We start from the raw sequence: 23,945 nt of genomic DNA, 5'->3' as shown, positions 1-23,945 counted from the left end.
GTCTCACGCGTACAGACCGGCACGGCGCGGGAAACTCATCGGTCCGCGACCTGCACGGCTTGTGGTACACCGGCGGTTGCTCCTTCGGCGACGAACAGTGCACGGTCCCGGCAGACCACCTCTCCCAAGCCACCGGGCCCGCCACGCAGCCACGCGGCCACGCTCGACGGCTCCCGGTCCGGCAGCAGATGTTCCACGTGGGCGCGCACTGAACGCGACGTCGGTTTTCTGCCAGCGCGTGCCTGCGCGCCGACTGAGCATGGGCACATGACCAAGTACACGGTGCTCCCCGTTGACACAGCCGTCCTCAAGGAACTTCGGGTTGCCGACGACGCAGGCCGTCCCTGCGCCCCGTACAACGCGACCAGCGTCGACACGGGCTCCCCTCTGCGCTGCTGCCTGCGCCCCATCACGCCCGGCGAGCGGATCGCCCTGGTCTCGTACGCACCGCTGCGCCGCTGGGCCGCCGCGGGAGGTGCGGAACCGGGCGCGTACGACGAACAGGGGCCCGTCTTCATCCACGCCGATGACTGCGGCGGGTTCACTCCCGGCGAGACCTACCCCCTCGCCCGACCGGGCGCTCTGCGTACCGTGCGCCGCTACGACGCCCGGGGCCGTATCGCAGGCGGTCGCCTGCTGGAGATCCCGTCCGACACCACCGCCGGCTTCGATGCAGCCTTCCACGATGCGTTCACCGACCCGGACGTCGTGCTCGTGCACGTCAGGGCTGTGGAATACGGGTGCTTCCACTTCGAGGTACGACGACCCTCCGCCGAGGAGCAGCAGCAGCCGTACCACGCCGAATGATCGCTCATCGAGGAACTACCGGTTCTCACGCCTGGCGGGAGTCGGACCTGTCGGCTGCGGGGACGTCCGTACTCGCGGCCGGCGCCTACCTGGGTACCGGCGAGCGGAGGCAGGTCGGTGGGCTTGTGGTCGCCGCTGGCGATGAGACCACGGGCAGGGCGGCCGTTCGTCGGCCATACGGATGTCAGGTCACCGGGTCGGCCCAGCGGCCGTGACGGTCGGGCTGTTCGGGCGGTTATGGGCTGCGTCGTCCGTGCTGTATTCCCCGCACCTCATGAGTTCAAGGAGATTGTGATGTTCCGTATCGCCAAGGCCGTAGCCCTCACCGTCGCCGCCGGCGCCGTCCTGGCAGGCGGGGCCGGCATGGCCACCGCCGACGCCACCGCCGAAGGCGCCGCCATCGGCTCCCCCGGCGTCCTGTCCGGCAACGTCGTCCAGGTCCCCATCCACATCCCCGTCAACGTCTGCGGCAACAGCATCAACGTCGTCGGCATCCTCAACCCCGCCTTCGGCAACACCTGCATCAACGCCAGCGGACACGAGGGCGGCCACTACAAGGGGCAGGGGCACGGCGGGTACTGACAAAACCAGGTAGGGGGCCGGCACGTTTGCAGCCCCCAATAGGTTCACCTGCACCAGCCGCGCGGACAGCCAGGTACGGATCGGCCTCTCCTTCCACCTTCCAGGGGGAGGCCGATCCTGGCAGGAGATCCACTGCGGGCACACGGGTGACCTGCGTTCACCGCGCACACCTTTCCGTGTTCGTCGGCGCGCCAACCCTCCATACCGCTACCGGCGAGCACCGGTTCTGAGGCGGCCCGGGAGTACTCCGAGGCAGGCTCCCACGGGAAGCGCGCCAACGCTGGGCGATCGAGTGGGGCGGCAGCAACCGGGTCCGGCCGCGCGATGGCCAGTGCTACCGCGCGCGAGGTCGGCGCATGGCACGGGGCGGGGGTCGACATCCTTTCGGCTGTCGACCCCCGCCCCGTGCCGAGCTTGCTGGTGATGCGTCAGACGTGGTGCGGCCCCTCGTAATAGCCGCCGACCTGGCGGTGGTACTCCGCGTTGCCGAGGTGCTTGTCCCTGTCGAACTCCGGAGCGTTCTTGATCTGCTCCTTCGTCCGGTCGACGTAGATCTTCTGACCGTCCGCATCCACCCGCTCGACCGTGCCGGCGGGAAGGAGGACTTCCTTGCCGAAGATCCACGGACCGGTGTCGACCACGATGTACGCGGAGCCGACCTCGTCGGAGTGTTTGTCAACCTTGCCGATGGAGCCGTCCGTCGCCTCGACCTTGTAGCCCGTCAGATCCGCACCGGCCAGACGGCCGGACGTCTCGCGGTAACCCCACACGCTCTCAGACATACGAAAACCCCTCCATGAAGCCGGAAACTCGGTGGCCGCCCTTTCACCCGTGAAATTTCGGGGGCGGGCAACCTCGCTGGAAGTTCGTTTGCCCCCGAATTTTTCCTCCACACCCGGTAGGGGAAAAGTCCTGCGATGCCTGGTGGGCGGGCTGGGGCGGTTGGCGGGATTTGGAGGTGTCGGTTCCCGATGCTCCCGACAACCGAAAACGGGTGTGGGGTCCGCCCTCTCAAGAAGGCGGACCCCACACCACATCACCGCAGACCAGAAGCCTGTCTACCAACGGTACCAACGGCCGCTACTGCCCTTCGGGCGGGCGATGAACCCGAGCAGCCAGATCACCAGCACCGCGATCGCGACCCACCAGAGGATCTTCACCGCGAAACCAGCACCGAACAGGATGAGAGCGAGTAGAAGAACGAGAAGCAGGGGAACCATAGTTATCAACCTCCAAGGAACCGAATGCCCCTGCGGTTCCCGGTCATGCGCGAAGACCTACCTGTTTCTTATCGGCCCGGATGGGCAGCCGTGAATGTCGAATGTGCTCGTCTGCCCGGCCGTAGACGGGCGGCCCCGGCCCTTCAAATGCGCCGCCCGGATCACGATCCCGATGGCGGCCGGTACGGGGTCCGGTTGACGGAGCGAATCCCGCGGCGCGGCGCAGGCGAACACTCCGGTGGTAGGTCGTGATCTTGAATCTGCTGTCAGCAGGGCCGGGGCCGGGCGGCGCTCCGTCCGTATCCCGAGCCGTCGTCCAGGCGGGGTCGTCCAGGCGAGGCGGAGTTGCTCTGCGGCCTCGGCGGCTTGGCGGAGGCCCGCCTGGTAGACCGGTCCCAGGCTGTGAGGTGGTCGATCACGGCGAGCGTGCGCGCTCCGGGCGCGATTGCGGCGTTGATTGCCGACCGCAGTGAGCCGTCCATGTATCGACGGCCATTGATGGTGATCGGTGGGTAGGTGCCCGGGAAGGCCGTGCTTGCCGCCACGGCGGAGGCGACCGGCTCAACTGCCTGATGGACCGCCAATGTCCACAGCCAGGGCCGCGTAGATGTACTCGCTGCCCCAGCGATCCCCGTCGAGGTCGTTCTCGACCAGGTGCGCCTCACGACGCATCCCGAGACGCTCACAGACCCGCACAGACCCGGTGTTCTCCACATCCAGCCGTGCGTAGAGCCGGTGAACGCCCAGCCTGTCGAAGGCGAACCCGGCCAGCGCCGCGGCCGCCTCGGTCGCGTAGCCGTGACCCTGTGACGTGGGTCGAGAGTCCAACCGATCTCGGCCTGGGCGGCGCGGGCATCGACCAAGGTGAGTGTCACCTCGCCAAGGAGGCCGGGCTCATCGCGTCGGCACACGGCAAGCGCCAGCTTGTCTCCATCGGCGCACCAAACCGAGTGCGCCGCGCGCTCGGCCGCGACCTGCTCGCTGCGCTCCCGCGTGTGCGCCGGCCGGTACAAGTAGCGCGCCACGCTCGGCAGGCTCTGGTAGGCGTACAGCTCGTCGGCGTCGCCGGGAGTGAACAGACGCAGCGACAACCGAGGCGTGGTCACCGGCAGCAGCGAGGCGACGTCCATGCGGACCTCCGGGACGCGGATGTGGATCGAGATGCGGACTGATTTTCGCATCGAGACTGACGGGCAGCCACGCCTTTTCCACGGCAGTGCCCGAGAGTCCCACTCCACAACCCGGCGCGCCATTACAGGAGTCGTTTACTGACCCACCTCCTAGCCGCGCAACATGGCCTGTCCCGGCTGCTACCGGGTGCTGCACATCACGCATCACGTAGAGGTCCACGTCGATCGGCTCGTAGAAGCTGCCGGCTTGGACCACGAGCCGTCGCGGTCGGCTCCTTCACCGGTCAGACCGGGCCGGGACGCCCTGAGCGCCGACTCCTGGGCGTTCGCGGCGGCGCCACCGCTGGTGACCCGTCGCCCGTTCAGCCAGGTCAGGTATCCGCCCGAGGGCTGGTTCTTGCTGACCTTGTAGGTCGTCCACTGGTTGTCGGCGATGGGGTCGGCGCACGTCGCGTAGCGGGCGACGCCGACGTTGCTCCACTGGTTGTTACGGCCTTCGACCGTCCACTGCGTCGGCCCGGACGAGGTGAAGGCTGACGGATGGCTCTTGGTGAGGGGGGTGTACTCCCCCTGGATCTCTACCCCGCCTCCCAGGATGGTCTTGCCCACCGGGCAGGAGATCGTGGAGGGCTGGTTGCTCTGAACGTCGGCGTGCGGGGCCGTCACCACCTCGTAGCCGCGGGGGGCGAGGGCGCAGACCGCCCACACCGTCACGGTGATGGGCTCCCCGGCCCAGTCCCGGGCGGGCGTTGGCGATCCACCCTCGCGCCGAGGCTGGTTCACCTCGACCTCCGGAAAACTCCCGACCAGGCCGATGCGGTCGTTCACGTCGCCGGGGGACGCCGTCTCGGCACCACCGCTGATGGCGACGGACCCTGTGGGGCAGGCCACGGATACCTGCTGGAAGTCGCTGACGGTGTCCGTGTTCTTGACGACCTTGACGCCCGTCAGCCGCGGGGCGGGCGTCGGGTCGGCTACGGCGGGGGTCGGTGCCGCCACGGACAACGCCAGCCCCAGCGCGGTGGTACACCCGGCGATCCGGGCTACGGCCCGGGGCAGGAACTGCTGAAAGCTCATGAGTCCCCGATCCGCGTGAAAGCGCGGCATACTGTGCCGCGCTCAACGTGATCAAGCTATTGCCGTGGGTCACCAGCGACCTAACTGGTGTAGCTGGACCAGGTGACGCTCAGATCGTTGCCGCAGCCAGGGCGCGCACAGCGACCACCCGCACTGCCGTGCTCCGGGCGCTGCGGCGGGTGGCGGGTGGCGGCGGAGTCGTGGGAGGACACGACGGCGTCCGACCGCATCCTGCCGAGGAGGAGCGGCTCCGCCGGCTGCGTGCCGAGGCGCACATGGAGGGCACCGTCGACCGTTTACGACTCGTCGTGGTGCGGCCCACCGGCCGAGCACAACCACGGCACGTTGGTCTGAGAGGTCGACTGGCCCATGCGCTCGGCGTACGAATGTGTGACGGCCGCGGCGGGGTGCTGTGCCAGTGTTCTCCACACGCCAGTACATCCCTTGGCCTACTCCGTTTTCGGCCCTGAGGAGGACGATCTTGCGGCACCTCCGCGAGATCGTTGATCCGTGCGAACAACCATCGGATACACCCTCGAAAGCATCGGCTACGTCGTAGGAGCCCAGGGGCTCGTCACTTTCGCTTCGCAGACCCTCTTCGGCACGAAGTGGGGCTGGATACCCAAGGTCGTCGACCTTCCACCCACCGCCTACCTCGGCATCGTCGCCGTGGGGCTGGCACTCGTCATCGGCGGGGTGAAGACGAGGAAGACGCCTCAGCGCCGGAAGGGCGCCTGACCGGTGGGCTTTTCAGCCCGCGACTGCCGTTTCCGTGTCGTAGCGGTCGAAGCCCGCTGGCTGCCCGCCGCGTGACCCACGCTGACGGCCGGCCCGGCTCGCGCCCCGGCTCCGACGCTGGCCGGTGTTGGTCGGCAAGACGGCAGGGGTTTCATGACCTGAGCCGGATCAACCACGCGGCCGCGGCTCACAGCCGGACAGAGCGGCGATTCCCCGCAGTTCGAGGGCGCCCTGGACCGCATCCGGGTCCCGCAGTGGGGCCAGGCAGGCCGTGTGTGCACCCCGATCGGGTCCGCGCCGACAAGGCGTACGCCTCGCGCGAGAACCGCGCCCACCTGACCAGACGCAGTATCCGCGGCACCATCCGTACCGCTGTCCGATACGAGGCGACCGTCCTCACTGCCGGCCGTCAATGAACGGCCGTGACCACTCACACGGCTCGTTCCATGCAGACCAGCTGGTCTCGGTCGTCCCACGACTCGGTAACGGTGAATCCGAGCCGCTCGTACAGGGCGATTGCGCCTGCCCGCCACCTCCACACCGACAGACGCACCGTGCTTGCGCCGCCATCCGCGGCATGCGCAAGCGCGGCGCTGACCAGGCCGGACGCGATGCCCTGGCCCCGGAATGCCGGAGCCGTCCAGAGCCTCTTCACCTCGCACCGCCCGCCGACGGGAGCGGTCACCACCAGGCAGCCGACGACGGTGTCTTCACTCAACGCCACCAGCACGACATCGTCGGAGAACGCGGCTCGCGGGTCCAGGACCTCTGCGCGGTAGCGGTCCGGCAACCGGTCCGCATCAGCGACGGCCTCGCCCTTCTCGGCCTGCGTCTGAAGATGGTAGTCCGCCAGCAGCGCGGCCAACCCACCCTGATCAGAAGGGCCCTGAGCTGGCCAGCGGACGAAGACAACCTCACGTTGATCAGTCATTCCGCCAGCATCACATGCCCCATGTCAGGACCCTACGGGGCCCCTTGATCCACTTTCGATTCACGCCCTCGGGGCCGTGGAAGCCGTCTACGAACGGTTTCGCCTATGGTCAGTCGACGGCACCTGGGAGGCGACCCCGCCAGCTGCCGGTCACCCGTGCGCAGCCGCCACAGCGCGGCTGCGGGCGAGGGCCTGGCAGCAGCCCCGCCGCCGACATGCCGCGTCGCGTTGCTCCTCGCACCAGTCCATAGAGACCAAGCCGCCGTCGCCATATCGGCGGCCCCACGTTCTCCCGGCCGGCCGGGCCGTGGAAGGCCGCCCCTGCCTCGCCCCGGCGCGGGCGCCCAGCAGACTGGGCGGCTACGAACAGCGTCACCGCAGATGCCCTCCCCCGCCGTCGTGACCTCCGCGTCCATCACATCGAACGGCAGCATGACCCGCGCACCGGGTGGACGTCATGTCACCAAGGTGCCCGGCCGCGCGGCGAGGCCAGAGCGCCCACGGGCACGACGCCTCGCGTACCGCCACCACCAGCGTCCTCGCAGCAGTGCGCAGCTTGTCACCCGAGCGGTGGGAGGCCAGGACGTCTGCAATGGCCAGCGGCCGGGGACTGGTAAAACCGCTGTCCGACCACCGGAGCACAGTGATACACATCCGGCGTGGAAAAGAATCTTGAGTTCCCTGACCTGCTGCGACTGATCGACGAACGGTCGACCGCCTTCCGCGCCGCGGTCGCCGCAGCGCCCAGTCTGGACGCGCAGGTGCCGACCTGCCCCGAGTGGACCCTGTTCGATCTGGTGACGCACCTTGGTGGGGGAGACCGTTTCTGGGCCGCCATCGTCGGCGCGGGGCCTGCCGACGCTCCCCCGGCCGAGGCCACCGCCGCGCGCGCCGCTCTGGAAGTGCCGCAGGAGCGTGAGGCCCTGCTGGCCTGGCTGGCGGCGTCGACGCAGCTTCTGCTGAGCGCCCTGCGCGAGGCAGGACCGGAAAGCGGTTGCTGGACGTGGTGGCCTGCGTCGCAGTCACCGCAAACCTCCGGCGGTGTCGCCCGGCACCGGGCACAGGAGACCGCGGTGCACACCTACGACACCCAGCTCACCGGGGGCGCCCCGCAGCCGCTGCCGGTCGAGCTGGCACTCGACGGTGTGGAGGAGTTCCTGTTCACCGTCTGCGCAACGCCGAGTGCCTGGCCGCACAAGGCTACGGCCTTCGACTTCCACACGACCGAGGGCCGCTCCTGGCGCCTCACGGTCGACGGCGACGGCGCACGCTCCGCTCGTATCCCCGAGCCCACTGCCGCGACCAGCGGGGACTCGGACGCGGCCGGCGCCTCCGTCCACGGCACGGCCAGCGAGTTGGTCCTCTACTTGTACGACCGTATCCCGGCCGAGTCCTTGCAGGTTGACGGAGATGCCGGGCTGCTCGACTTGCTCCGTGCCTGGGAGCCGGAGGAGAAGTAGTACGTAGCAGGGGCGGTTGGCCGGCCCTCGAGCCGGTAGGACAGGGCTCTTCGAGGTTGTCCCGCAACCTGGCGCGCTCCCAGGCGACGGCGCCGCCTCCGTGAAGAGTTCCCTGGCCCACCGGTTCGCCATCGCCATCGCCACCGTCACCGCCACCGCCACCGTGGAAGCTCAGGGTCAAGCTGCCCGGGCACCGGCAGGTAGGTCCGGTGAAGCTCACTTCCGACGTGAGGACGCGTAGCTCCGCCAACGCGTCCTGGCTCTCGCTCCAGCCGAACACACGCCGGTCGGAGGGCGCTCCATCCTCCTCCCCACGCGCGAGCACCTGAACGAGCCGGGTCCGCACCTAGGCTTCGTCGAGCCACTCCCCTATGGGATGCCGTACGTCCATTTACCCACCAAGCCATGCCTGACCCAGGATTGAGCTTGCACCGGTTGTGTACTAGACAGAAACCGGTCCGGCGTTGATGCCCGAGATGCGGCCGGCGGAGTCGAAGGAGACCACCGCGGAGCCTCCGCTGGGGAGTGGCGCGGTGATCTGGTCGGCGGCCTCCTGCACCGGGACACCGTGCAGGGCGAACCACCCCTTGACCACCAGCCGCGGCAAGCGTGCGAAAAGCTGTGCGCCAGTGAGCAGATGGCGCGGCATGGCAACCGGATCCAGCCGCGCGGGCTGGAGTTGCGGATCCTGCGGCACGAAGTAGACCCGGGTCTGTGGACCGGCCTCCTGGCCGATGTAGCCGGGTGCACCGAGCACTGCCATGCCGAGGAAGGCCAGCGCCTCAGCGGCGCGGTGCGGATCGGCGAAACGGGCGAGCGCCACGCCCTCCTGCAGCAACTCCACGATGCCGTGACGGAGGCCGAACTCGGGGATTCGCGCGGCGGCGGCGGTCACCTCAGTGCCGCGCAGTCCCGGGTTGGCCCAGCCCCACAGCCAGGTCTGCTCGGCCAGGTCGTAGCTGCCCAGGAGTCCCACCCGAAGGCTTCGGCCGCCGGACTCGTAGCGGCACTGGTCCAGATCTGCCGTCCACGGCCCAGCCGGGAAGGCCTGGTCGATCGTTTCCAACTGTTGCACGCCCCAGGCCGCGTGGTACTCGGCGGCATGCAGGAAGGCGTCGGAGAAGGCCATGGCCATCGGGGCAGCCTAGCTCCTGCCAGGCCGAAGGCCCTCAGCGGCGTCAGCCCCGGGTCGGCCGGGCGGGGCACTGCGGTCTCCGGGCCTCCGCCGCCACGGCACCAGTCCCCCCCTCAGAAGCGCAAGGTTCGCCAGCCTGTGTGACATGCGCGGGTGAGGGCGCCCGGCGCCGACACCGCCACTCTCATCGGAGCGCCCTCTTGCATCCCTCACTGCCCGCGGGAGGCGGGCCGGTCGTCGTAGCGGTCCTGGACGAAGGACTGGGGCCTGTGAGCGGTGCAGCGGTGATCACGCCGGCGAAGACGTGGGAGCGGCAGGGCAGAACGGCTCCTCGCGCCGATACTTCGCCGGCGATGAGGCGCAGTCGGGGCTGAGGTGTGTTCACTGTGTGGCTATGTCTTCAAGCCGAAGGCGGCGAAGGCGGGGAGTCGGCGGTCCGCCGGTATTCGGCGTTGATGCGCTGGGCTTCCTCGAGTTGGTCTTCGAGGATGACGATCCGGCATGCAGCCTCGATGGGGGTGCCCTGATCGACAAGTTCCCGGGCACGGGCGGCGATGCGCAGTTGGTAGCGGGAGTAGCGGCGGTGGCCCCCCGCCGACCGGAGCGGGGTGATGAGGCGGTGTTCGCCTATGGCACGGAGGAAGCCTTGGGTGGTGCCGAGCATCTCTGCCGCGCGGCCCATGGTGTAGGCGGGGTAGTCGTCGTCGTCGAGACGGCCGAAGGAGTCGGCTGCTGTCATCGCACCTCTCTGTGTAACACGTTGGAGGGGCCCTGGTGCCAATGGCACCAGGGCCCCGAAGGAACTGCTAGACCATCTGCCGGCCCTGGTACTGCGCCGGCTTCGTGTTTCCGCGTGCCTGACCTGGTTGCTGTCGGGGCTGCGGGGATCGCGGTTGCTTGACCGGAGACCACCTCACTATCGATGTCCTGCGGTACCCGGATACAACTTCACCCGGGCGATCCCGATGGCGCTCGTTCCTCCGTTCTTCCCTCTTGATCACCTGATCACTTACCGGAACTGCCTACTGCTGGTGATGCGGTACTGCTCTACTGCGGATACTGCGTGATGCGGTACTGCTTGATTTACCGCGGTCCTGCTCATGGCGGCCCCTGATCACTGCGGGCCACCCGGTCCGGCCGCCAGCGCCGTCGCCGTCATGCACCAACTGGCTTCGACGCTCCGCCGCCGCACCGTCCATCGGTACTGCACCTACGGATACTGCGGGTACTGCTGCCCGGCAGTTCGTCTCTGCCGGGCCCTTCGACCTTGCGGTTACAGAAGAAACCATAGCCACAGTCCCACCCAATGTCTACTCTGACGAACATAGATTTCCGCGTGTTCGACGGATAGGTAATCCCACTCGAACAGTGACGGGAAGCGGACGCACCCGCGGCAGGAGCCGAGGAGCCCACCAGGGCCCGGCGCCCGGAGGCACCGGCACGGAGGCTCGTCACGCTGCGCGCACCTTCATGGGGACGATGAGAGTGAACGTCCCGGCCTGCCGGTATGGGCGTCGGTCGGGGGCGGACTCAGTGCCCGGCGTACTCGAGCGTCGCCGTCTGGGGGGTCGGCGGAACCCAGATGCCGGCCCCACTCCTCGGTCGTGACATCTCGATCTGTCCGCCGTCGTGCAACAAGGCCAGCGGCTCCTGCGCAACGCCCTCAACCGGCGCCGGATCCACCTTGCACGCCCCCAGCGGCCTCCGCCCGCCCTCAAGCCCCACAGGGTGGTGCTCGGTGTTCCACCACTCGACCCGGTCCAGCAGCGCCTTCACAAACTCCGGACGGGCCGGGCTCTTGACCTGGGACCGTGTCGCCAATCGCTGGGCACAGGATGATCGCCTCGGTGGCGGGGGGAGGCGGGTCGGGTGAGCATGACGGCGAGAGGATGACGGGCGTCTGAGCTCCCGGGAGGTCTTCATGAAAGCCAATTCTTCGGATGAGGAGTCGGGTGACGGCGATCCGCAAGGAGTGGAATCGAGCAAGCAGAAGAATCCTCCTCTGTGGAAGCGGCCTTTGACGTGGGTGATGACGGTGCTACTGGGGGCCTTGGCTGCAGTGCTCGGCGGCGCTCTGCAGAACTTGTTCACAACGGCGGGGAACAAGGCTGTCAACGAGTTCAGCAAAGAGCGGCCTCCATTTACCGTGGTATCTGAAGACGACTCGTGCCCGACCGTCTGGACACATTTCCCCGACCAGCTCCAGAAGGCCGTGACGGGCAAGACGGAGGAGGAGGCGCTGAGCATCCTGGCGAACCACGGCGAGGCGGACGGCCGGGCGACCGAACTCACGGTCACGCTCCAGGGGAGGACGCAGAGCGCGGTGGTCATCACCGGGGTCCGGGTGGTGATGTCCCGTCCACCCCAGCCGCCTCCCTCCTCGGTATTCGGTACGGGAGGGTGCGGTGCCGCAGTGCCGACACGGTCTTTTTCCATTGATCTCGACAGCAAATCACCTACCGCGAAACCAGTACCTCCGGACATCCCCTCCGACCCGTCACCGACGGTCGTCAACTTTCCCTACAAGATTTCCGCGACCGAACCAGAAGTGTTCCATTTTTCGATACAAACCACTGCACGCGACTGCACGTGGTACCTGGAAATCAAGTGGAACAGCAATGGGAAAGTCGGAACTTACCGACTGGACAATGGAGGGAAGCCGTTTCGCACACTGGCCCTGAAAGACGATAACTGGCCGATGGTCGGACTGTCCAAGGGCCCGGACGGGAGGGTCACGGGCCTGTCTCGGCCCTCGCACTAGCCCGAACGAAGCCCCCGGGCAACCGCCATGGGCCCCCGCAGCAGGCTGCGTCACCTCTCGTAGCGCAGTCTCACCGACGGTCTCCTCCCGGAGGAGGGCACCGGTCCGGGACGCAGGTCCCGGACCAGGCGCGGACAGGACCGGGATCCTCGTGCCCTCGAGTGATGTGCCGTACCGGGGCGGGTTCCTAGCCTCGGGGCATGCGATCACACGAAGCGGACGATACTCAGCGAGACCCTGTGGCCACGGTCAGCCCCGCCACGCGCCGCGCCTTGGCCGTGAGCCTTACCCTCGCCGCCTGCCTCACGTCCTCCCCAGTCCTGGCCACGGCCGCCGAGACCCCCGCCCCGGACAGCTCCGGGGCCGGACTGGACAGGTACTACCGCCAGTACCTCGGCTGGGGCAGCTGCATCAAGGGCGCCGACGACACCACGGGCCGCGTTCTGGACCAGGCGGGCGTGCAGTGCGCCGACGTGACCGTGCCCCTGGACTACGCCGACCTGCGGGGGCGCACGATCACCGTGGCGATATCCCGGCTCAAGGCCACCGACACCCGCCATCGCATCGGCGCGATACTCCTCAACAACGGCGGTCCGGGCGGTCCCGCACTCCAGTCCCCGCCGCAGGCCCGTACGTCGATGAAGGAGGTCGGCGCGCGCTACGACATCGTCGGCTTCGACCCGCGCTTCATCGGGCGCAGCACCGCGCTGGACTGCGGCTTGCCCGTCGGCATGACCTGGCTGTCCGCCGGCACCGGCCGGGCGGGCTTCGACCGCCAGGTCGCCCTGCAGAAGAGCCTCGCCGACAAGTGCCGGGCCAAGGACGCCGAGGTGCTCCCGCACATCACCACCCGCAACACGGCCCGCGACATGGACGTCATCCGCGGCACGCTCGGCGAGCGGAAGATCTCCTTCCTGGGCTACTCGTACGGTACCTACCTGGGCACGGTCTACACGCAGATGTTCCCCGGCCGCCACGACCGGATGGTGCTGGACGGGGCGATCAACCCCAGCGACTACCGCCCCCGGCTGCTGAAGGGCGCCGAGCGCGAGAACGAGAAGGCTCTGTCCGACTGGGCCGCCTGGGCCGCGGAGCACCACGACACCTACGGCCTCGGCCGCAGCCGCGCCGACGTGCTCGCCGCCGTCGACCGCATCGTCGCGGCGGCCGCGCGCGGTCCGCTGACCATCGGCGTCGGCGCCGATGCCTTCCGGATCGACGAAAGCCAGGTGCCTCTCCTCCTCTTCTCGGGCATCGCGGACGACACCGCCCCGGCGCGGGCGTCGTTCGGCGAGCTGGTTTCCGCTCTGGCCGAAGCCGCGGAGGGCCGGCCTGCGACGGTGCCGCCGATGCTCGTCCCGGAGCTCCGGTACGTGCTGCGCGGTGAGGGCGAGCCCACCGGGGCGCAGTCCGCGGTCATCTGCGGGGACGTGGCCGCCGCGCGCGATCCCGAGCTCTACTGGCGGGACATCGAGCGAAACCGCATCGCGCACCCGCTTTTCGGTGCTCTGACCAACAACATCAACCCGTGCGCCTTCTGGGACTCGCCGCGCGAAGAGCCCACCCGGGTGCGGCGCGATGCCCCTGCACTGATCGTCGCCGCCACCGGGGACCCGCGTACGACGTACAAGGGAAGCGTCGAGCTGCACAAGCAGCTGCCGAGCTCCAGGCTGGTCACCCTCGAGGGCGCCAACCGGCACGCCCTCTACGGGCGTTACGGCAACGCGTGCGTGGACGATGAGGTCAACCGGTACCTGGCCACCGGCAAGCTGCCGGCGAAGGACCGGACCTGCGTCAAGCAGGCGGGATAGCGGCCCGCTGGTCACGTTCCGATTGCGCGAGCCAGCAGCATTCTGCGGCTGTTCGTCGCGGTCGTGACGTACTGGCCAACTGGGCCGTCTCCCGGCCGGAGCCGATGTAGTCCTTGGTGACGTTCACGAGCCGGCTGTCGGCCGCCGCACTGACGTCGAGCTGTTCCAGAGCGGCGGGACGGTCGTACAGGTCCAGGTCGTTCGGAACGTGCAGGTCCTCGGTCAGCGGCCCCACATCGCTCGGGCGCCCGCGCTCCCTGCCACCGGGGCCGAGGCCGGGGCCGGGGCCGGGGCCAGATCAGGAGCAACAGCGGCGGGCGCCGCGTACGGGTTCTCGGCGGCGGACGCATGGGCGAACACGGTCGACGGGCGCACACTGACCACGACCTCGCCGGGCGACGGTCGATGGGTGACACCTCGATCGAACTCCCGTTCGGGGCCCTGCGGGCTCAGACCGGACGCTGCCGAGCCCTGTCAAGGGCGACTACGGCTTGTGGCGGTGCAGGCTTCGCCGCGGAGAACTTAAATGTGTCGACAGTCCCCCTCGGCACCCGGCAGAGTGGCCGCCCGTGACGAGCAGTGAACTGTGGACCCGTGCGACCGCCGACCGCTACGACACCGAGGAGGCCGAAGCGTCCTCGGCCGCCGTCCTTGGCCCGACCCTCGACTTCCTCGCAGAGCTCGCCGGAGACGGCCGGGCTCTGGAGTTCGCCATCGGGACCGGACGAGTGGGTGTCCCACTGCGGGAACGCGGCGTGCCGGTAGTGGGCATCGAACTGTCCGAGCACATGGCAGCGGTGCTGCGGCACAAGATCGACGAGGACATGCTCCCCGTAGTCATCGGGGACATGGCCACCACCGTCGTTCCCGGCGAGTTCACCCTGGTCTACCTCGTCTACAACACCATTACGAATCTGCTCACGCAGGACGAGCAGGTCGAGTGCTTCCGCAACGCCGCACGGCATCTGGAGCCGGGCGGCCGATTCGTCGTCGAGCTGGGCGTGCCGCCGCTGCGGTTCCTGCCACCCGGCCAGGTCGCGGTGCCGTTCGATGTCTCCGAGCAGCATCTCGGCTTCGACACCTTCGACCTCGTCGAGCAGATCCTCGTCTCGCACCACTTCACCCGCGACGGCGACGACAGCCGCTACCGCCGCGGCAACTCCCGGCACCGCTACGCCTGGCCGGCAGAGCTCGATCTGATGGCACGGATCGCTGGGCTCGAGCTGGAACGTCGTGTCGCGGACTGGGACGGGGCGCCGTTCACCCAGGACTCCGCGAAGCACATCTCCGTGTGGCGCAAGCCAACCTGAGGTCGGCCACCGGGCTGTCAATGGAGGCCGTACGGCCCCGCGTTGGGTGCCGAGTCCGCAGCCGTGCTCGGTATCCCGGCGGGCGATCAGCGGGCTTCACGCCGAGACGGCGGACGAGGCGGCGGTACTTGTCGTGGTCGTAGCCGCGGTCGCCCAGCACCACGTCCGGAGGGTGCCGGGGCCGGCTGCGCTTGCCACGCACATGCGGCACCGCCTGAAGCAGCGGAATGGTGGTGGTTGCTGCCCGTCCTGCACCGGTCAACGGGGCTTCGTCCGGTCTCAAGTCCCCTTCTGACGCCCGGATGTGGGAGTCGTCGCCCCCCCCGGGAGAAGTCCAGGGCGTTCGCACCGCGCTGCTTGGCGAGCAGGACCTCGTGCAGCCGGGGCCACACCCCGGCCCGGGTCCACTCGGCCAGGCGCCGTCAGCAGGTCGTGCCCGAGCCGAAGCCGAGTTCCTGCGGCGGATGTTCCCAGGCGGTCCTTGCGGGCAGGACGAACAGGCACGACGGCGAGTGGCGCGGATCAGTACGGTGACCAGAACCGCCAAGTCCATGGCGCCGTCGGGGTCGTCCGCGTAGCGGGTGGTCTGCAGCGGCCCACTTCGTCCAGACGCACTCCCTCCCTCTCCAGGACGTGGGCGAGGACCAGCAGCGCCAGGCGGGCGTTGCCGTCCGGGTAGGGGTGGAAGAAGGCGATGTCGAGGTACGCCCTGGCCGCGCGGGCCGGCAAGGGGACCGACGGATCGGCGCTCTGACCCAGGCAGGCGGCGAAGTCCTGCCAGGTACGGGGGTGAGCCCGTATCGCTCCCGGCCGTCCTTGGCGAAGGCGTCGCTCTGGCGCAGTCGCACCTCGTTCCCCCCGAGGACCAGTTGTTGCCAGCCGGTGAGAAGGGCCGGGGCGAGCAGTTCTCCCCTTGAGGCCGCGGCACGGGACAAGGTCATCGCGGCGAGCAGCCGGTCGGCGCGGTCCGTACCGCACAAGCGGACCGGACCCTCGAACCAGGCGGCGAGTCCGTCCACGACCTGGCGCACCGGTGCCGGGTTCACGCTCGGGGCCGAGGACCAGTCGACTTGCTCCCGGACTTTGCACCAGGTGGCCAGCGCATCATCACTCACGGTAGAACCCGCGGCCGGTCAGGCGGATCGCCAGGTCCTCTCCCACCGTGTCGACCAGAGTCGGGGCGGGCGCAATGTGGCTCTCGAACCGACCGCCGATCGCAGCCTCCACCGCCTCCTGCGCCTCTGCCGGCCCCAGGCCGGTGGAGGAAAGGAACCAGGTCAGCGTTGTCTGGCAGAGTCCGTACCAGGACGACTCGGCGTGGGTGCTGTTGACCACAGCCGTGACCAGGCGGGTCGCGGCGCGTTCCAGGTGCCAACTGCGGTCCTCCGCGTCCGCGTCGGGACGGGGTGCGAGCCGCTCGAAGCGCTCGGCCATGTCCTCCAGCCAGTCGCGCCACTCCAGCAGACAGGTCACGACGCGTTCGGCGGTCTCCTGCGCCTCCCCGACCGAATGCGAATCGCAGCACCAACTCTCGACGGGACCACCGTAGTGGGTCGAGCACTCCCAGTCGCAGGCCCACCGGCCGTAACGGGACACCAGGAGCATGGTGACCTCATCGATGAATCGAAAGCCCGCCATCCGCTCGGCCCCGACAGGAGGCACCATCGGTACGACCAGTGCCGTCAGCCGTACGGCCTCATCGTCGTCCCAGTCGAAGGCGTTCAGGCCGGGATCAGCGGCAGACCATGGCAAGTCCCGGACGCGTTCGCAGTGGATGGACGTGGCGTACCTCCGAGGTCAGTCATGACGGAACAACTGACCGATCATGCCAAATGCCGAGACCTGTCATCCCGATTCGGACCCTGCCTGCCTCTAGCGGAGCGCCGCGCCGTCACCAGGGGCTACGGACCTTGATGCCCAGCGCACGGACCCGGTCCTGATCCTTCGGTGCAAGCCTCAGCAACATGTTCTCGCCGACGACGCCATCGTGCCGCCAGATGGTGCAGAGGCCCTCCAGTGCCGCTTCGGCGACCTCCGGCTCCTCGTCCGCAGCGGCGAGCACCAGGGCTTGCACGACCGGACTGGTCCGCAGTCCCGCGACCGCCCGTGCCGTCCGGGCCCGCTGCTTCGCGGGGACGGCGGGGTCGGCGATTGAGCGCAGGACGTTCGCCGTGTCACGTGCGTCCTCGCAGGGCAGTAGCCAGACCACGTAGGCCAGCTGTGCGCCCAGCACGATCAGGTACTGCAGTGGCACGAGCATTCCGACCGGCAGCATCAGCAACAACGGCAGGCTGACCATCCAGCCGCCCCGGATCCGCTGGGCGCCACCGGTCGGCGGTTCGAACCGACGGTCGGCCAGCAGGACGAGTACGAACATGGTCGCGAGTGTCAGGAGGGGAACCCCCACGAGTCCGACTCCCGCCTCGAGCGCGAACTCCTCGGCGAAGGGTTCGTCACCGAGAGCGGGCAGCACCGAGGCCGCAGCCAGCCAGGCCAGCACGACGGTCAGGACGTAGCGCCGTAGGGACATCCACAGCCACTTACCGGTGCTCATGACAGTTTCCTCACGTCAGCAGCTCTTCGTGCAGGAGCGATTGAGCCAGGTCAGCTCGCTACGGTCCTTGGGGCCGTCCGATTCATTTGATGCCGTGGCAGCGGCGTCGCCTACTCTGCATGAGGTCCACCCCCTGGCGTGGCCGGGTCACTCCTCGTTGAGCCAGCCGCATACGTAGTACTGCTGGTCGGGATCCCGCTCGATGATCCATTGGTTGAGGACGTCGCCGGCGATCTTCCCGGTCTCGGGGTCGCGCCGCGTGATCTTCGCTTCGACGCTGATCTGGTCCATGTTCGGGGGGATCTCGTAGGGCTGGAGTTCCCAACGGTCCACGAAGTAGCCGTTGAGGGCGAATCCGAGCAGCCCTGCGCGCAACCGGGGGCAGGTGCCTCGGCGCAGGGAGGTCATGTCGTGGTCGGCCAGGCCGTTCATGTAGAGCGCAAAGACACGCTCGATGGCTTGGCGGTCGAGGGGGGTGTGCGTGGGCTTGGAGGCGGGGTGGGGGCTGGGAGTGAAGGTGCGGCTGGACGAGGTGGCCGTGAGGGAGGCAGACGGGGATGGGGACGGGGAGCGGTAAGGAGGCGCCGTGGTGTCGGTCGCACGGGTGCGGCCGGCGTCATCGTCGCGGGATCCGGACCCGGTTAACCACCCGGGCACCGCGGGCAGGAGCATCGCGGCAACCGCCGCAAGGGCGCCCAACGCATACCGCCTCCGCCGAGGAGGACGGGCGGGGCCGGGCTGCGCTGGGGCCGGCCGTCCCGGCCCGGGGCCGGCGCCCTGCGCCGCACCCAGCCGCAGCGTGGACGCGGATGTCGGACCGGGGTCCGGCCGGGCAGGCTCCGCTTCACCCGCCACTTCACCCGCCGCTTCCGCGAGCAGGTCGTACGCCTCTTCGGCGGTGAGGCGCTCGGCCGGGTCCTTTCGGAGCAGGCCCATCAGAACCGGCCCGAGTCCCCCGGCGCGGACGGCGGTGACAGGTTCCTCGGTGGCGACGGCGACGAAGACGGCCCACGAGCCGGAGCCGCTGAATGGCGGGTGGCCCTCCACGGCGGTGAACAGCGTCGCGCCCAGGGACCACAGGTCGGATTCGGCGGTCGCCGGGAGACCGCGCACCTGCTCGGGGGACATGTAGGCCGGGGTCCCCATGAGGGCCCCCGACCGGGTCAGACCGGGCTCGCCCTCCACGGAGGCGATCCCGAAGTCGGTGAGCACCACCCGCTCGCCTTCGAGCAGCACGTTGGCGGGCTTGATGTCCCGGTGGGTGACACCGGTGGCGTGCACGGCGCGCAGCGCGTCCAGCATCTGCCGGCCGATCCTGGCCACTTGGGCCGGCGGTAGCGGGCCGTCCTTCTTGATCAGGTCGTCCAGCGAGCGGCCGTGGACGAGTTCCATCACGATCCACGGACGGCCGTCGTCGCTGGATATCCGGTCGTGGACGGTGATGACCCCCGGGTGTTTCAGTCTGGCGGCCGCGCGCGCCTCGCGGTCGAGGCGGTCGATCCACGCCGTGCGCCGGGAGGCGTCGAGGTCATCGGGGAGGCGGAGCTCCTTGAGGGCCACCTCGCGGTCGAGTTGCTCGTCGTGGGCCCTCCAGACGGTCCCCATTCCGCCTTGGCCCAGCAGTTCCGCCAACTGGTACCGACCGGCCAGCAGTCGTCCACGATCGTCAGTCACACCCCGGAACCTAACCCAACGCACCTGATCGCAGAACAGCCCCCGGCTCCGGAACGTCGCCGGGCAGCCGATTCATGTGGGGTTCGACGTGCGTCCTGGACAAGACGGCTTGATCAGCCCGGCCCCGTGAGGCTGTAACTGGTCCCGACGACCGCCGGGGCGGCTCAGGCGCGGCCTGGCCTGGCACTGGCCTCCAATTGCTGCGCGTCTGTGCGCCGTGCTGCGAGTGGGTTCAGCCGAGTGGGGCCGGGAGCAGGTTTCAGCGGCGACGGGCAGGTAAAGGTCTCGCTTGCTCCGCGCCGAACAGCACGGCGCCACGCGATGCTGTGCGTCAAGGAAGGCCGAGGAACAACTGTGCCGGAACACGAGCCAGCCGTCCGCTACACCGAAGTCGCGGACCAGGAAGTGCGCAGCCTGCGGACGCGTTACTGCCGGTTGCGCACCGACGCAGGCGCACCGGTCGCCGAACTCGAAGCCGTCTCCTTCCGCGTCCGCTTCGGCGGGGTGGCCGTCGCCGCGGAGGGCATCGGCGGCGTGGAGACCGAGCCCGAGTTCCGGCGGCGGGGACACATGAGCCGGCTCCTGCGCCGGGCGCTGGCCGGCATGGCGCAGCGGGTGGACGTCGCGTTCGTGTCCGACGGTGTCGAGGGGGTGTACGAGAAGTTCGGTTTCGTCGGCGCTGTGGCAGACGGGTCTCTGGTGGTCCCCGTGCGCAACGTGGAACGCGCCTCCGGGGACGATCCGGCAGCTGCCGTTCCGGGCGTCCGCAGCGGCTCGGCGGCGGACCTGCCGGCGATGGTCCGTCTGTACAACACTGCTCACGCTCAGCGGCCCTGGACTCATGAACGGCACGTCGGCTGGAACCGGCTCGTTCCCCAGGCGACGTGGGAACCCGGCTCGCAGACGCTGGTTCTGCACAACCGCGACGCCCTCGCGGGCTATGCCGTGCTGGAGGGCCGAGCCTTCGGTGACCCCTTGGGGTCGGTCGTCGTGGACGAGCTGGTGGCCGAAGACGCGGCTGCCGCCGCCCTACTGCTCGCGGCCCTCGCCCGGATGTGCTGGCAGAGGCGCTTGAGCGAGTTCACGGTCCGGGAGCCGGCCGACAGCCTGGTGGGTCGCGTGGCACGCCACATGGGCTGCACCGTGCAGCGCGGGTTTCGGCCGAGCGGCGGGATGATGGCGGCCGTGCTGAACCGGTCGGTGCTGGTGCGCAAGCTGGAACCCGAGCTGCGCCGCCGGGCCGCCGGACAGCGGCCGGACCAGGGTTACGACACCGCGCTCGCCGCACTGCGGCGCGGCGATCTGATCCCCGATGACACGGCGCTCATCCGGCTGCTTCTCGGCCACTGGTCGACCGATGACGCGGATGCGGCGGGCGTGGCGATGCCCGACCGGTACCGCGATCTGTGCGCGGCCTGGTTTCCCGGGGGCGGCAACCCGTCCCTGCCGACCCCGCACGCCCACCGGCTGGACCGCTACTAAAGGGTGTTGCAGAAGGCTCGGTTCTGGGCATTTTGCCTGTATGGGTGGGGTGTTGCGGGCTGAGCCGGTGTGGGTGGAGACGTTCACGGGCTTGCGGATGGAGCGGTTCGGCAGGCTGGTGAGGGTGGTGCGGGAGCGGGGCGGGGACGGGCCCGGCGGTGGCCGGCCGTGGTGCCTGCCGCTTGCGGACCGGGGGCTGCTGGTTGCCGTCTACTGCCGCACCAACCTCACGATGCGGCAGCTCGCCCCGCTCTTCGGGATCTCCCCGGCCACCGCCTGCAGGGTCACCCAGCGGCTGCGTCCGCTGCTCGCGCTGGAGCCGGCCCCGAAGCCGGTCGCCGACGTGGAGCGGTTGTGGATCGTGGACGGCACCCTGATCCCGGTCCGCGACCGCACCGTCGGTGCCTCCTCGCGCAACTACCGGTTCTCGGCGAACGTGCAGGTCATCATCGATGCAGACACCCGCCTGGTCGTCGCCGCAGCCCGGCCGGCACCTGGGAACAAGGCGGACGCCCACGTCTGGCGTGAGTCGCACCTGCCGGCCGCGGCGGCCGGAATGACGGTGATCGCGGACGGCGCCTACCTCGGCACGGGACTGATCGTCCCCTACCGCAGAAGGGCCGGACGGCCCCTCGGCCAGGAGGAGGACAACGCCGAACACCGACGGGTCCGGGCCCGCGTCGAGCACACCTTCGCCCGCATGAAGAACTGGAAGATCCTCCGCGACTGCCGCCAAAGGGGCGACGGCCTCCACCACGCCGTCCAAGCCATCGCCACCATGCACAACCTCACCCTCGCACGGTGAAACAGCAGATCAACCCCCACCCCGGCCTGCCCAAGCCAGACCTTCTGCAACACCCTTTAGCGGCCGAGGGCCTGTCGCAGGGACAGGTTGTGGTACTTCCGCAGCCGGTACAGCTCCCAGCACGACAACACCGTCACCGACACCGGAGCGCCGAGCAGAAAGACGATCCGGGCAAGGACGGGAACCTCGGCGTTCGCGTTATTGATCACGTCTAGGGCGGCCATCACCCACGCCAGCACGGTGGCGAGAACCGGCGGCAGCACCTCGTGGATATCGGCGGTGCGGAACACGTGGTTGAGGCAGAGTGCGATCCCGTACAAGGCGAATCCCAGCGACCATGTGCAGAGGACGATGAGGACGACCATGCCGGGAATCCCGATGGCATCACGGAAGCCAGTGGTCGCCGGGTCGGGCGCGACGGCGAGCGGGAACGTTGCCATGGACCCCATCAGAGCCGCCACCGCCCCGAAGGGCTTCAGGGACCGTCGCAGATAGAGCCGACGCAGCGCGCCCTGCGCGGCGAACGCGAACAGGGCGATCACGAACGGGAAAGCACACACGAGGAAGAGTGTGCTGGTCCAGCTCTGGTCGAACTTGTCGCTCGCCACGGCGTCGACACCCTTGGCGGTGTCGACCGGCTTGTACGACATGACCAGCACGAGCCAGGCGGCGGCACCGAGCCCGGTCCGCCACATTTGGATCTTGCGTACCGTCAGGTCCTCGACGGCGTCCGGGCGCGAGGGGCGGAAGGCCCGCTGGGCGGCGTAGAACGGGTTGTAGACGCACTTGAGGATCCGCTGCCCGCGCGTCAGCGGCGGCCGGGGCGGTCGCGGGAACGGATGCTGCGGGCCACCGCCGTGCGGTGGTGACGGGTACGGGCCCCAGCCCTGCGGACGTCCCGGAAACCCCTGCGGCGGCACGGGGGCGGGCTGCGGCGGGTAGGGTCCCACGCCGGGACCGCCGGGGTACGGATGGGGTCCGCCTCCGGGGTAAGGCTGAGGACCGGGACCTGAGCCCGGCTGTCCAACGGGGCCGTATCCGGGTCCGCCCGTCGGACCCCACTGACCATTGCCGTGCGTACTCATCGCATGCGCCCCCGATGTTTCGCCTGTGCCGTGCGCGGCGTGACTCGAACCGTCCGCTCGGCGTGCGGCGTGATCCTACCCATGCGTGGTGGGTCTTACAGATGGTGGCACTCGCCCTGGCCCCCGAACGTGTTCGACGACCCCACACCTGGATACGAAGCCACTACGAGAGCCCGTCGCTGGGCGGCCGTCGAAGCCTCCAGCACGCTCCCGAGAACACCCCCACGCGCGCCCACAGGGACCGGATCGAAGCGCGCCGCGGCAGTCAGGCACGCAGCCTCGCCGAGGCCGAGGCCGAGGCCGAGGCCGCGGCCGCGGCCCGCAAGCTGCTCACCCTGGTCTACCACGGACGGGAGGAGCCGCGTTTCTTGCGGTTCCGTGCCTGGTCGGCCTCGTCCGGGATGGTGCTTCGGATACCGCACCGTCGCAATGGGCGCGGTTCTTCCGGGACGCATACGCCTCATCGGCACGCACGCAGTTCGGCCGGGTGCGGGACCGTGCCGCCACGCTCCGCCTCGCGAGCTCAGCGCCACTTGTAACTGCTCGGCCCGAAATCCCGTGGACCGATCCGCCAGTTCGTGAGCGGTGCGTCGGGCGTCTCGTCCCGCATGCCGTCCACCGTACGGGGATCACCCGCCGCGATCTCCCGCGCCAGACGCTCGGCCTGGAGCAGGGGATCCTCCTCGGTCACTGGTCGTACGAGCCCGATGCGCCCCAGCCAACGCCAGGCACCATCGGGCTCGAGCGCATGGGTCCGCAGGACGAGGTGTATCTCATCGAGGGTCCCGGGGGTCGCCCACGCCTGCTCGACTTCACACGTCCATGTGTCGAGCCACGTGGAGTGGGCGCGCAGGTTGGTTTCGAGTTCCCGGGCGACGGCCACGGAGGGCCACTCCCATTCACGGTCCCGGGTGGCCCGTGCCACCTCGGCGTCGTACTGCCCGGCATCGAAGTGGAATTCGTAAGAGGAAGTGCCTTCCGGTTCCTTGCACACCCACACCACCGTGTCACCCTCGCGCCGCATGACGACATCGAGCGCGGAGCGGCAACAACACCAAACCGCCATCTCTACTTCATGGGACGCCTCCCCCACCGCGAAGGGCCCGTCCGGCAGCAGCCATCGGAGCGCGTCACCGCAGACCGCCCCGGAGTAATCGTCCTTGATGAAGTCCCAGCCGTCGATGAGCGGGCGGACTTCGGGGCTGTCGTAGTGCCGCGGATCCGAAGGGATCACACGGATACCGAAGACGTTCAGAGGCGTAGGCATGCGCCCAGCCTGAGCCCGCCCCGGGCGGGTTGTCATACGGTTTCCCCCTGGTCGTCGGCCCGGCCGGGAGGACTGTCGCAGGGGCTCAGGCAGGTTTCGGCGCGGCAGCCGGTTTC

Annotated in this window: 23 protein-coding genes and 1 pseudogene; 9 read left to right on the top strand and 15 right to left on the bottom strand. The window is 69.2% G+C overall.

Annotation, left to right across the window (positions count from 1 at the left end; all coding sequences use genetic code 11):
* The first annotated feature begins 267 nt into the window (after positions 1–267).
* Positions 268–807: a DUF1203 domain-containing protein gene (locus ACIA6C_RS15610; protein ID WP_399276027.1), complete on the top strand. Its 540-nt coding sequence runs from the start codon at positions 268–270 to the stop codon at positions 805–807.
* Positions 808–1,101: 294 nt separating this feature from the next.
* Positions 1,102–1,389, top strand: a complete 288-nt coding sequence (locus tag ACIA6C_RS15605) for a chaplin (protein ID WP_399276025.1) — start codon at positions 1,102–1,104, stop codon at positions 1,387–1,389.
* 428 nt (positions 1,390–1,817) lie between these two features.
* On the opposite strand, the gene ACIA6C_RS15600 is transcribed toward ACIA6C_RS15605, so the two are convergent.
* The 5 genes and pseudogenes from ACIA6C_RS15600 to ACIA6C_RS15580 form a co-directional block, all read right to left on the bottom strand.
* A complete protein-coding gene (locus ACIA6C_RS15600) occupies positions 1,818–2,171 on the bottom strand; it encodes a PRC-barrel domain-containing protein (protein ID WP_399276023.1) in 354 nt (117 codons plus the stop codon).
* A gap of 276 nt (positions 2,172–2,447) precedes the next feature.
* A complete protein-coding gene (locus ACIA6C_RS15595) occupies positions 2,448–2,609 on the bottom strand; it encodes a hydrophobic protein (RefSeq protein ID WP_361127435.1) in 162 nt (53 codons plus the stop codon).
* 266 nt (positions 2,610–2,875) lie between these two features.
* On the bottom strand, positions 2,876–3,154 hold the full coding sequence (locus tag ACIA6C_RS15590; RefSeq protein WP_399276021.1) for a patatin-like phospholipase family protein: 279 nt from the start codon (positions 3,152–3,154) through the stop codon (positions 2,876–2,878).
* 16 nt (positions 3,155–3,170) lie between these two features.
* Positions 3,171–3,739: pseudogene (locus tag ACIA6C_RS15585) on the bottom strand (GNAT family N-acetyltransferase).
* Positions 3,740–3,943: 204 nt separating this feature from the next.
* A complete protein-coding gene (locus ACIA6C_RS15580) occupies positions 3,944–4,816 on the bottom strand; it encodes a hypothetical protein (protein WP_399276019.1) in 873 nt (290 codons plus the stop codon).
* Between the two features lie 510 nt (positions 4,817–5,326).
* On the opposite strand from ACIA6C_RS15580, the gene ACIA6C_RS15575 reads away from it, so the two are divergent.
* Entirely contained in the window at positions 5,327–5,554 is a 228-nt protein-coding gene (locus tag ACIA6C_RS15575) for a hypothetical protein (protein WP_399276017.1), read from the top strand.
* A gap of 430 nt (positions 5,555–5,984) precedes the next feature.
* On the opposite strand, the gene ACIA6C_RS15570 is transcribed toward ACIA6C_RS15575, so the two are convergent.
* Positions 5,985–6,485: a GNAT family N-acetyltransferase gene (locus ACIA6C_RS15570; protein ID WP_399276015.1), complete on the bottom strand. Its 501-nt coding sequence runs from the start codon at positions 6,483–6,485 to the stop codon at positions 5,985–5,987.
* A gap of 659 nt (positions 6,486–7,144) precedes the next feature.
* On the opposite strand from ACIA6C_RS15570, the gene ACIA6C_RS15565 reads away from it, so the two are divergent.
* On the top strand, positions 7,145–7,945 hold the full coding sequence (locus ACIA6C_RS15565; protein WP_399276013.1) for a maleylpyruvate isomerase family mycothiol-dependent enzyme: 801 nt from the start codon (positions 7,145–7,147) through the stop codon (positions 7,943–7,945).
* A gap of 442 nt (positions 7,946–8,387) precedes the next feature.
* On the opposite strand, the gene ACIA6C_RS15560 is transcribed toward ACIA6C_RS15565, so the two are convergent.
* Together ACIA6C_RS15560 and ACIA6C_RS15555 are read right to left on the bottom strand one after the other, a co-directional pair.
* The gene (locus tag ACIA6C_RS15560; RefSeq protein WP_399276011.1) at positions 8,388–9,080 is read right to left on the bottom strand and encodes a DUF6882 domain-containing protein; all 693 of its coding nucleotides are present in this window, start codon (positions 9,078–9,080) and stop codon (positions 8,388–8,390) included.
* Positions 9,081–9,480: 400 nt separating this feature from the next.
* A complete protein-coding gene (locus ACIA6C_RS15555) occupies positions 9,481–9,819 on the bottom strand; it encodes a MerR family transcriptional regulator (protein ID WP_399276009.1) in 339 nt (112 codons plus the stop codon).
* 1,182 nt (positions 9,820–11,001) lie between these two features.
* On the opposite strand from ACIA6C_RS15555, the gene ACIA6C_RS15550 reads away from it, so the two are divergent.
* Positions 11,002–11,841 carry a hypothetical protein gene (locus ACIA6C_RS15550; protein WP_399276008.1) on the top strand — a complete coding sequence of 280 codons (840 nt, stop codon included), beginning with the start codon at positions 11,002–11,004 and terminating at the stop codon, positions 11,839–11,841.
* Positions 11,842–12,041: 200 nt separating this feature from the next.
* Complete coding sequence (locus ACIA6C_RS15545; RefSeq protein ID WP_399276006.1) at positions 12,042–13,652, top strand: alpha/beta hydrolase; 1,611 nt, start codon at positions 12,042–12,044, stop codon at positions 13,650–13,652.
* Here ACIA6C_RS15545 and ACIA6C_RS15540 read toward each other — a convergent pair.
* A complete protein-coding gene (locus ACIA6C_RS15540; RefSeq protein WP_399276004.1) occupies positions 13,636–13,887 on the bottom strand; it encodes a hypothetical protein in 252 nt (83 codons plus the stop codon). The genes ACIA6C_RS15545 and ACIA6C_RS15540 overlap by 17 nt on opposite strands.
* A 334-nt stretch (positions 13,888–14,221) precedes the next feature.
* On the opposite strand from ACIA6C_RS15540, the gene ACIA6C_RS15535 reads away from it, so the two are divergent.
* Positions 14,222–14,962 (top strand): class I SAM-dependent DNA methyltransferase, encoded by a 741-nt coding sequence (locus ACIA6C_RS15535; protein ID WP_399276002.1) that lies wholly within the window; start codon positions 14,222–14,224, stop codon positions 14,960–14,962.
* 522 nt (positions 14,963–15,484) lie between these two features.
* Here the strand turns inward: ACIA6C_RS15535 and ACIA6C_RS15530 are convergent.
* The 4 genes from ACIA6C_RS15530 to ACIA6C_RS15515 form a co-directional block, all read right to left on the bottom strand.
* A complete protein-coding gene (locus tag ACIA6C_RS15530; RefSeq protein WP_399276000.1) occupies positions 15,485–15,940 on the bottom strand; it encodes a Fic family protein in 456 nt (151 codons plus the stop codon).
* Between the two features lie 129 nt (positions 15,941–16,069).
* Positions 16,070–16,714 carry a hypothetical protein gene (locus tag ACIA6C_RS15525; RefSeq protein WP_399275998.1) on the bottom strand — a complete coding sequence of 215 codons (645 nt, stop codon included), beginning with the start codon at positions 16,712–16,714 and terminating at the stop codon, positions 16,070–16,072.
* Between the two features lie 139 nt (positions 16,715–16,853).
* On the bottom strand, positions 16,854–17,516 hold the full coding sequence (locus ACIA6C_RS15520; protein ID WP_399275996.1) for a hypothetical protein: 663 nt from the start codon (positions 17,514–17,516) through the stop codon (positions 16,854–16,856).
* Between the two features lie 147 nt (positions 17,517–17,663).
* Positions 17,664–19,190, bottom strand: a complete 1,527-nt coding sequence (locus ACIA6C_RS15515) for a serine/threonine-protein kinase (RefSeq protein ID WP_399275994.1) — start codon at positions 19,188–19,190, stop codon at positions 17,664–17,666.
* Positions 19,191–19,544: 354 nt separating this feature from the next.
* Here ACIA6C_RS15515 and ACIA6C_RS15510 point away from each other — a divergent pair, with 354 nt between their 5' ends.
* Together ACIA6C_RS15510 and ACIA6C_RS15505 are read left to right on the top strand one after the other, a co-directional pair.
* The gene (locus ACIA6C_RS15510) at positions 19,545–20,672 is read left to right on the top strand and encodes a GNAT family N-acetyltransferase (RefSeq protein WP_399275992.1); all 1,128 of its coding nucleotides are present in this window, start codon (positions 19,545–19,547) and stop codon (positions 20,670–20,672) included.
* Positions 20,673–20,712: 40 nt separating this feature from the next.
* Complete coding sequence (locus ACIA6C_RS15505; protein ID WP_399275990.1) at positions 20,713–21,477, top strand: transposase family protein; 765 nt, start codon at positions 20,713–20,715, stop codon at positions 21,475–21,477.
* A gap of 56 nt (positions 21,478–21,533) precedes the next feature.
* On the opposite strand, the gene ACIA6C_RS15500 is transcribed toward ACIA6C_RS15505, so the two are convergent.
* Together ACIA6C_RS15500 and ACIA6C_RS15495 are read right to left on the bottom strand one after the other, a co-directional pair.
* Positions 21,534–22,427, bottom strand: coding sequence for a hypothetical protein (locus tag ACIA6C_RS15500; RefSeq protein WP_399275988.1), 894 nt, complete (start codon positions 22,425–22,427; stop codon positions 21,534–21,536).
* A 658-nt stretch (positions 22,428–23,085) separates the two neighbouring features.
* Positions 23,086–23,829, bottom strand: coding sequence for a hypothetical protein (locus ACIA6C_RS15495; RefSeq protein WP_399275986.1), 744 nt, complete (start codon positions 23,827–23,829; stop codon positions 23,086–23,088).
* Positions 23,830–23,945 lie beyond the last annotated feature (116 nt).

Source organism: Streptomyces sp. NPDC051578 (genome assembly GCF_044454045.1).
In the GTDB taxonomy this organism is placed as follows: Bacteria; Actinomycetota; Actinomycetes; order Streptomycetales; family Streptomycetaceae; genus Streptomyces.
This window is presented reverse-complemented; position numbering and strand designations above follow the sequence as displayed.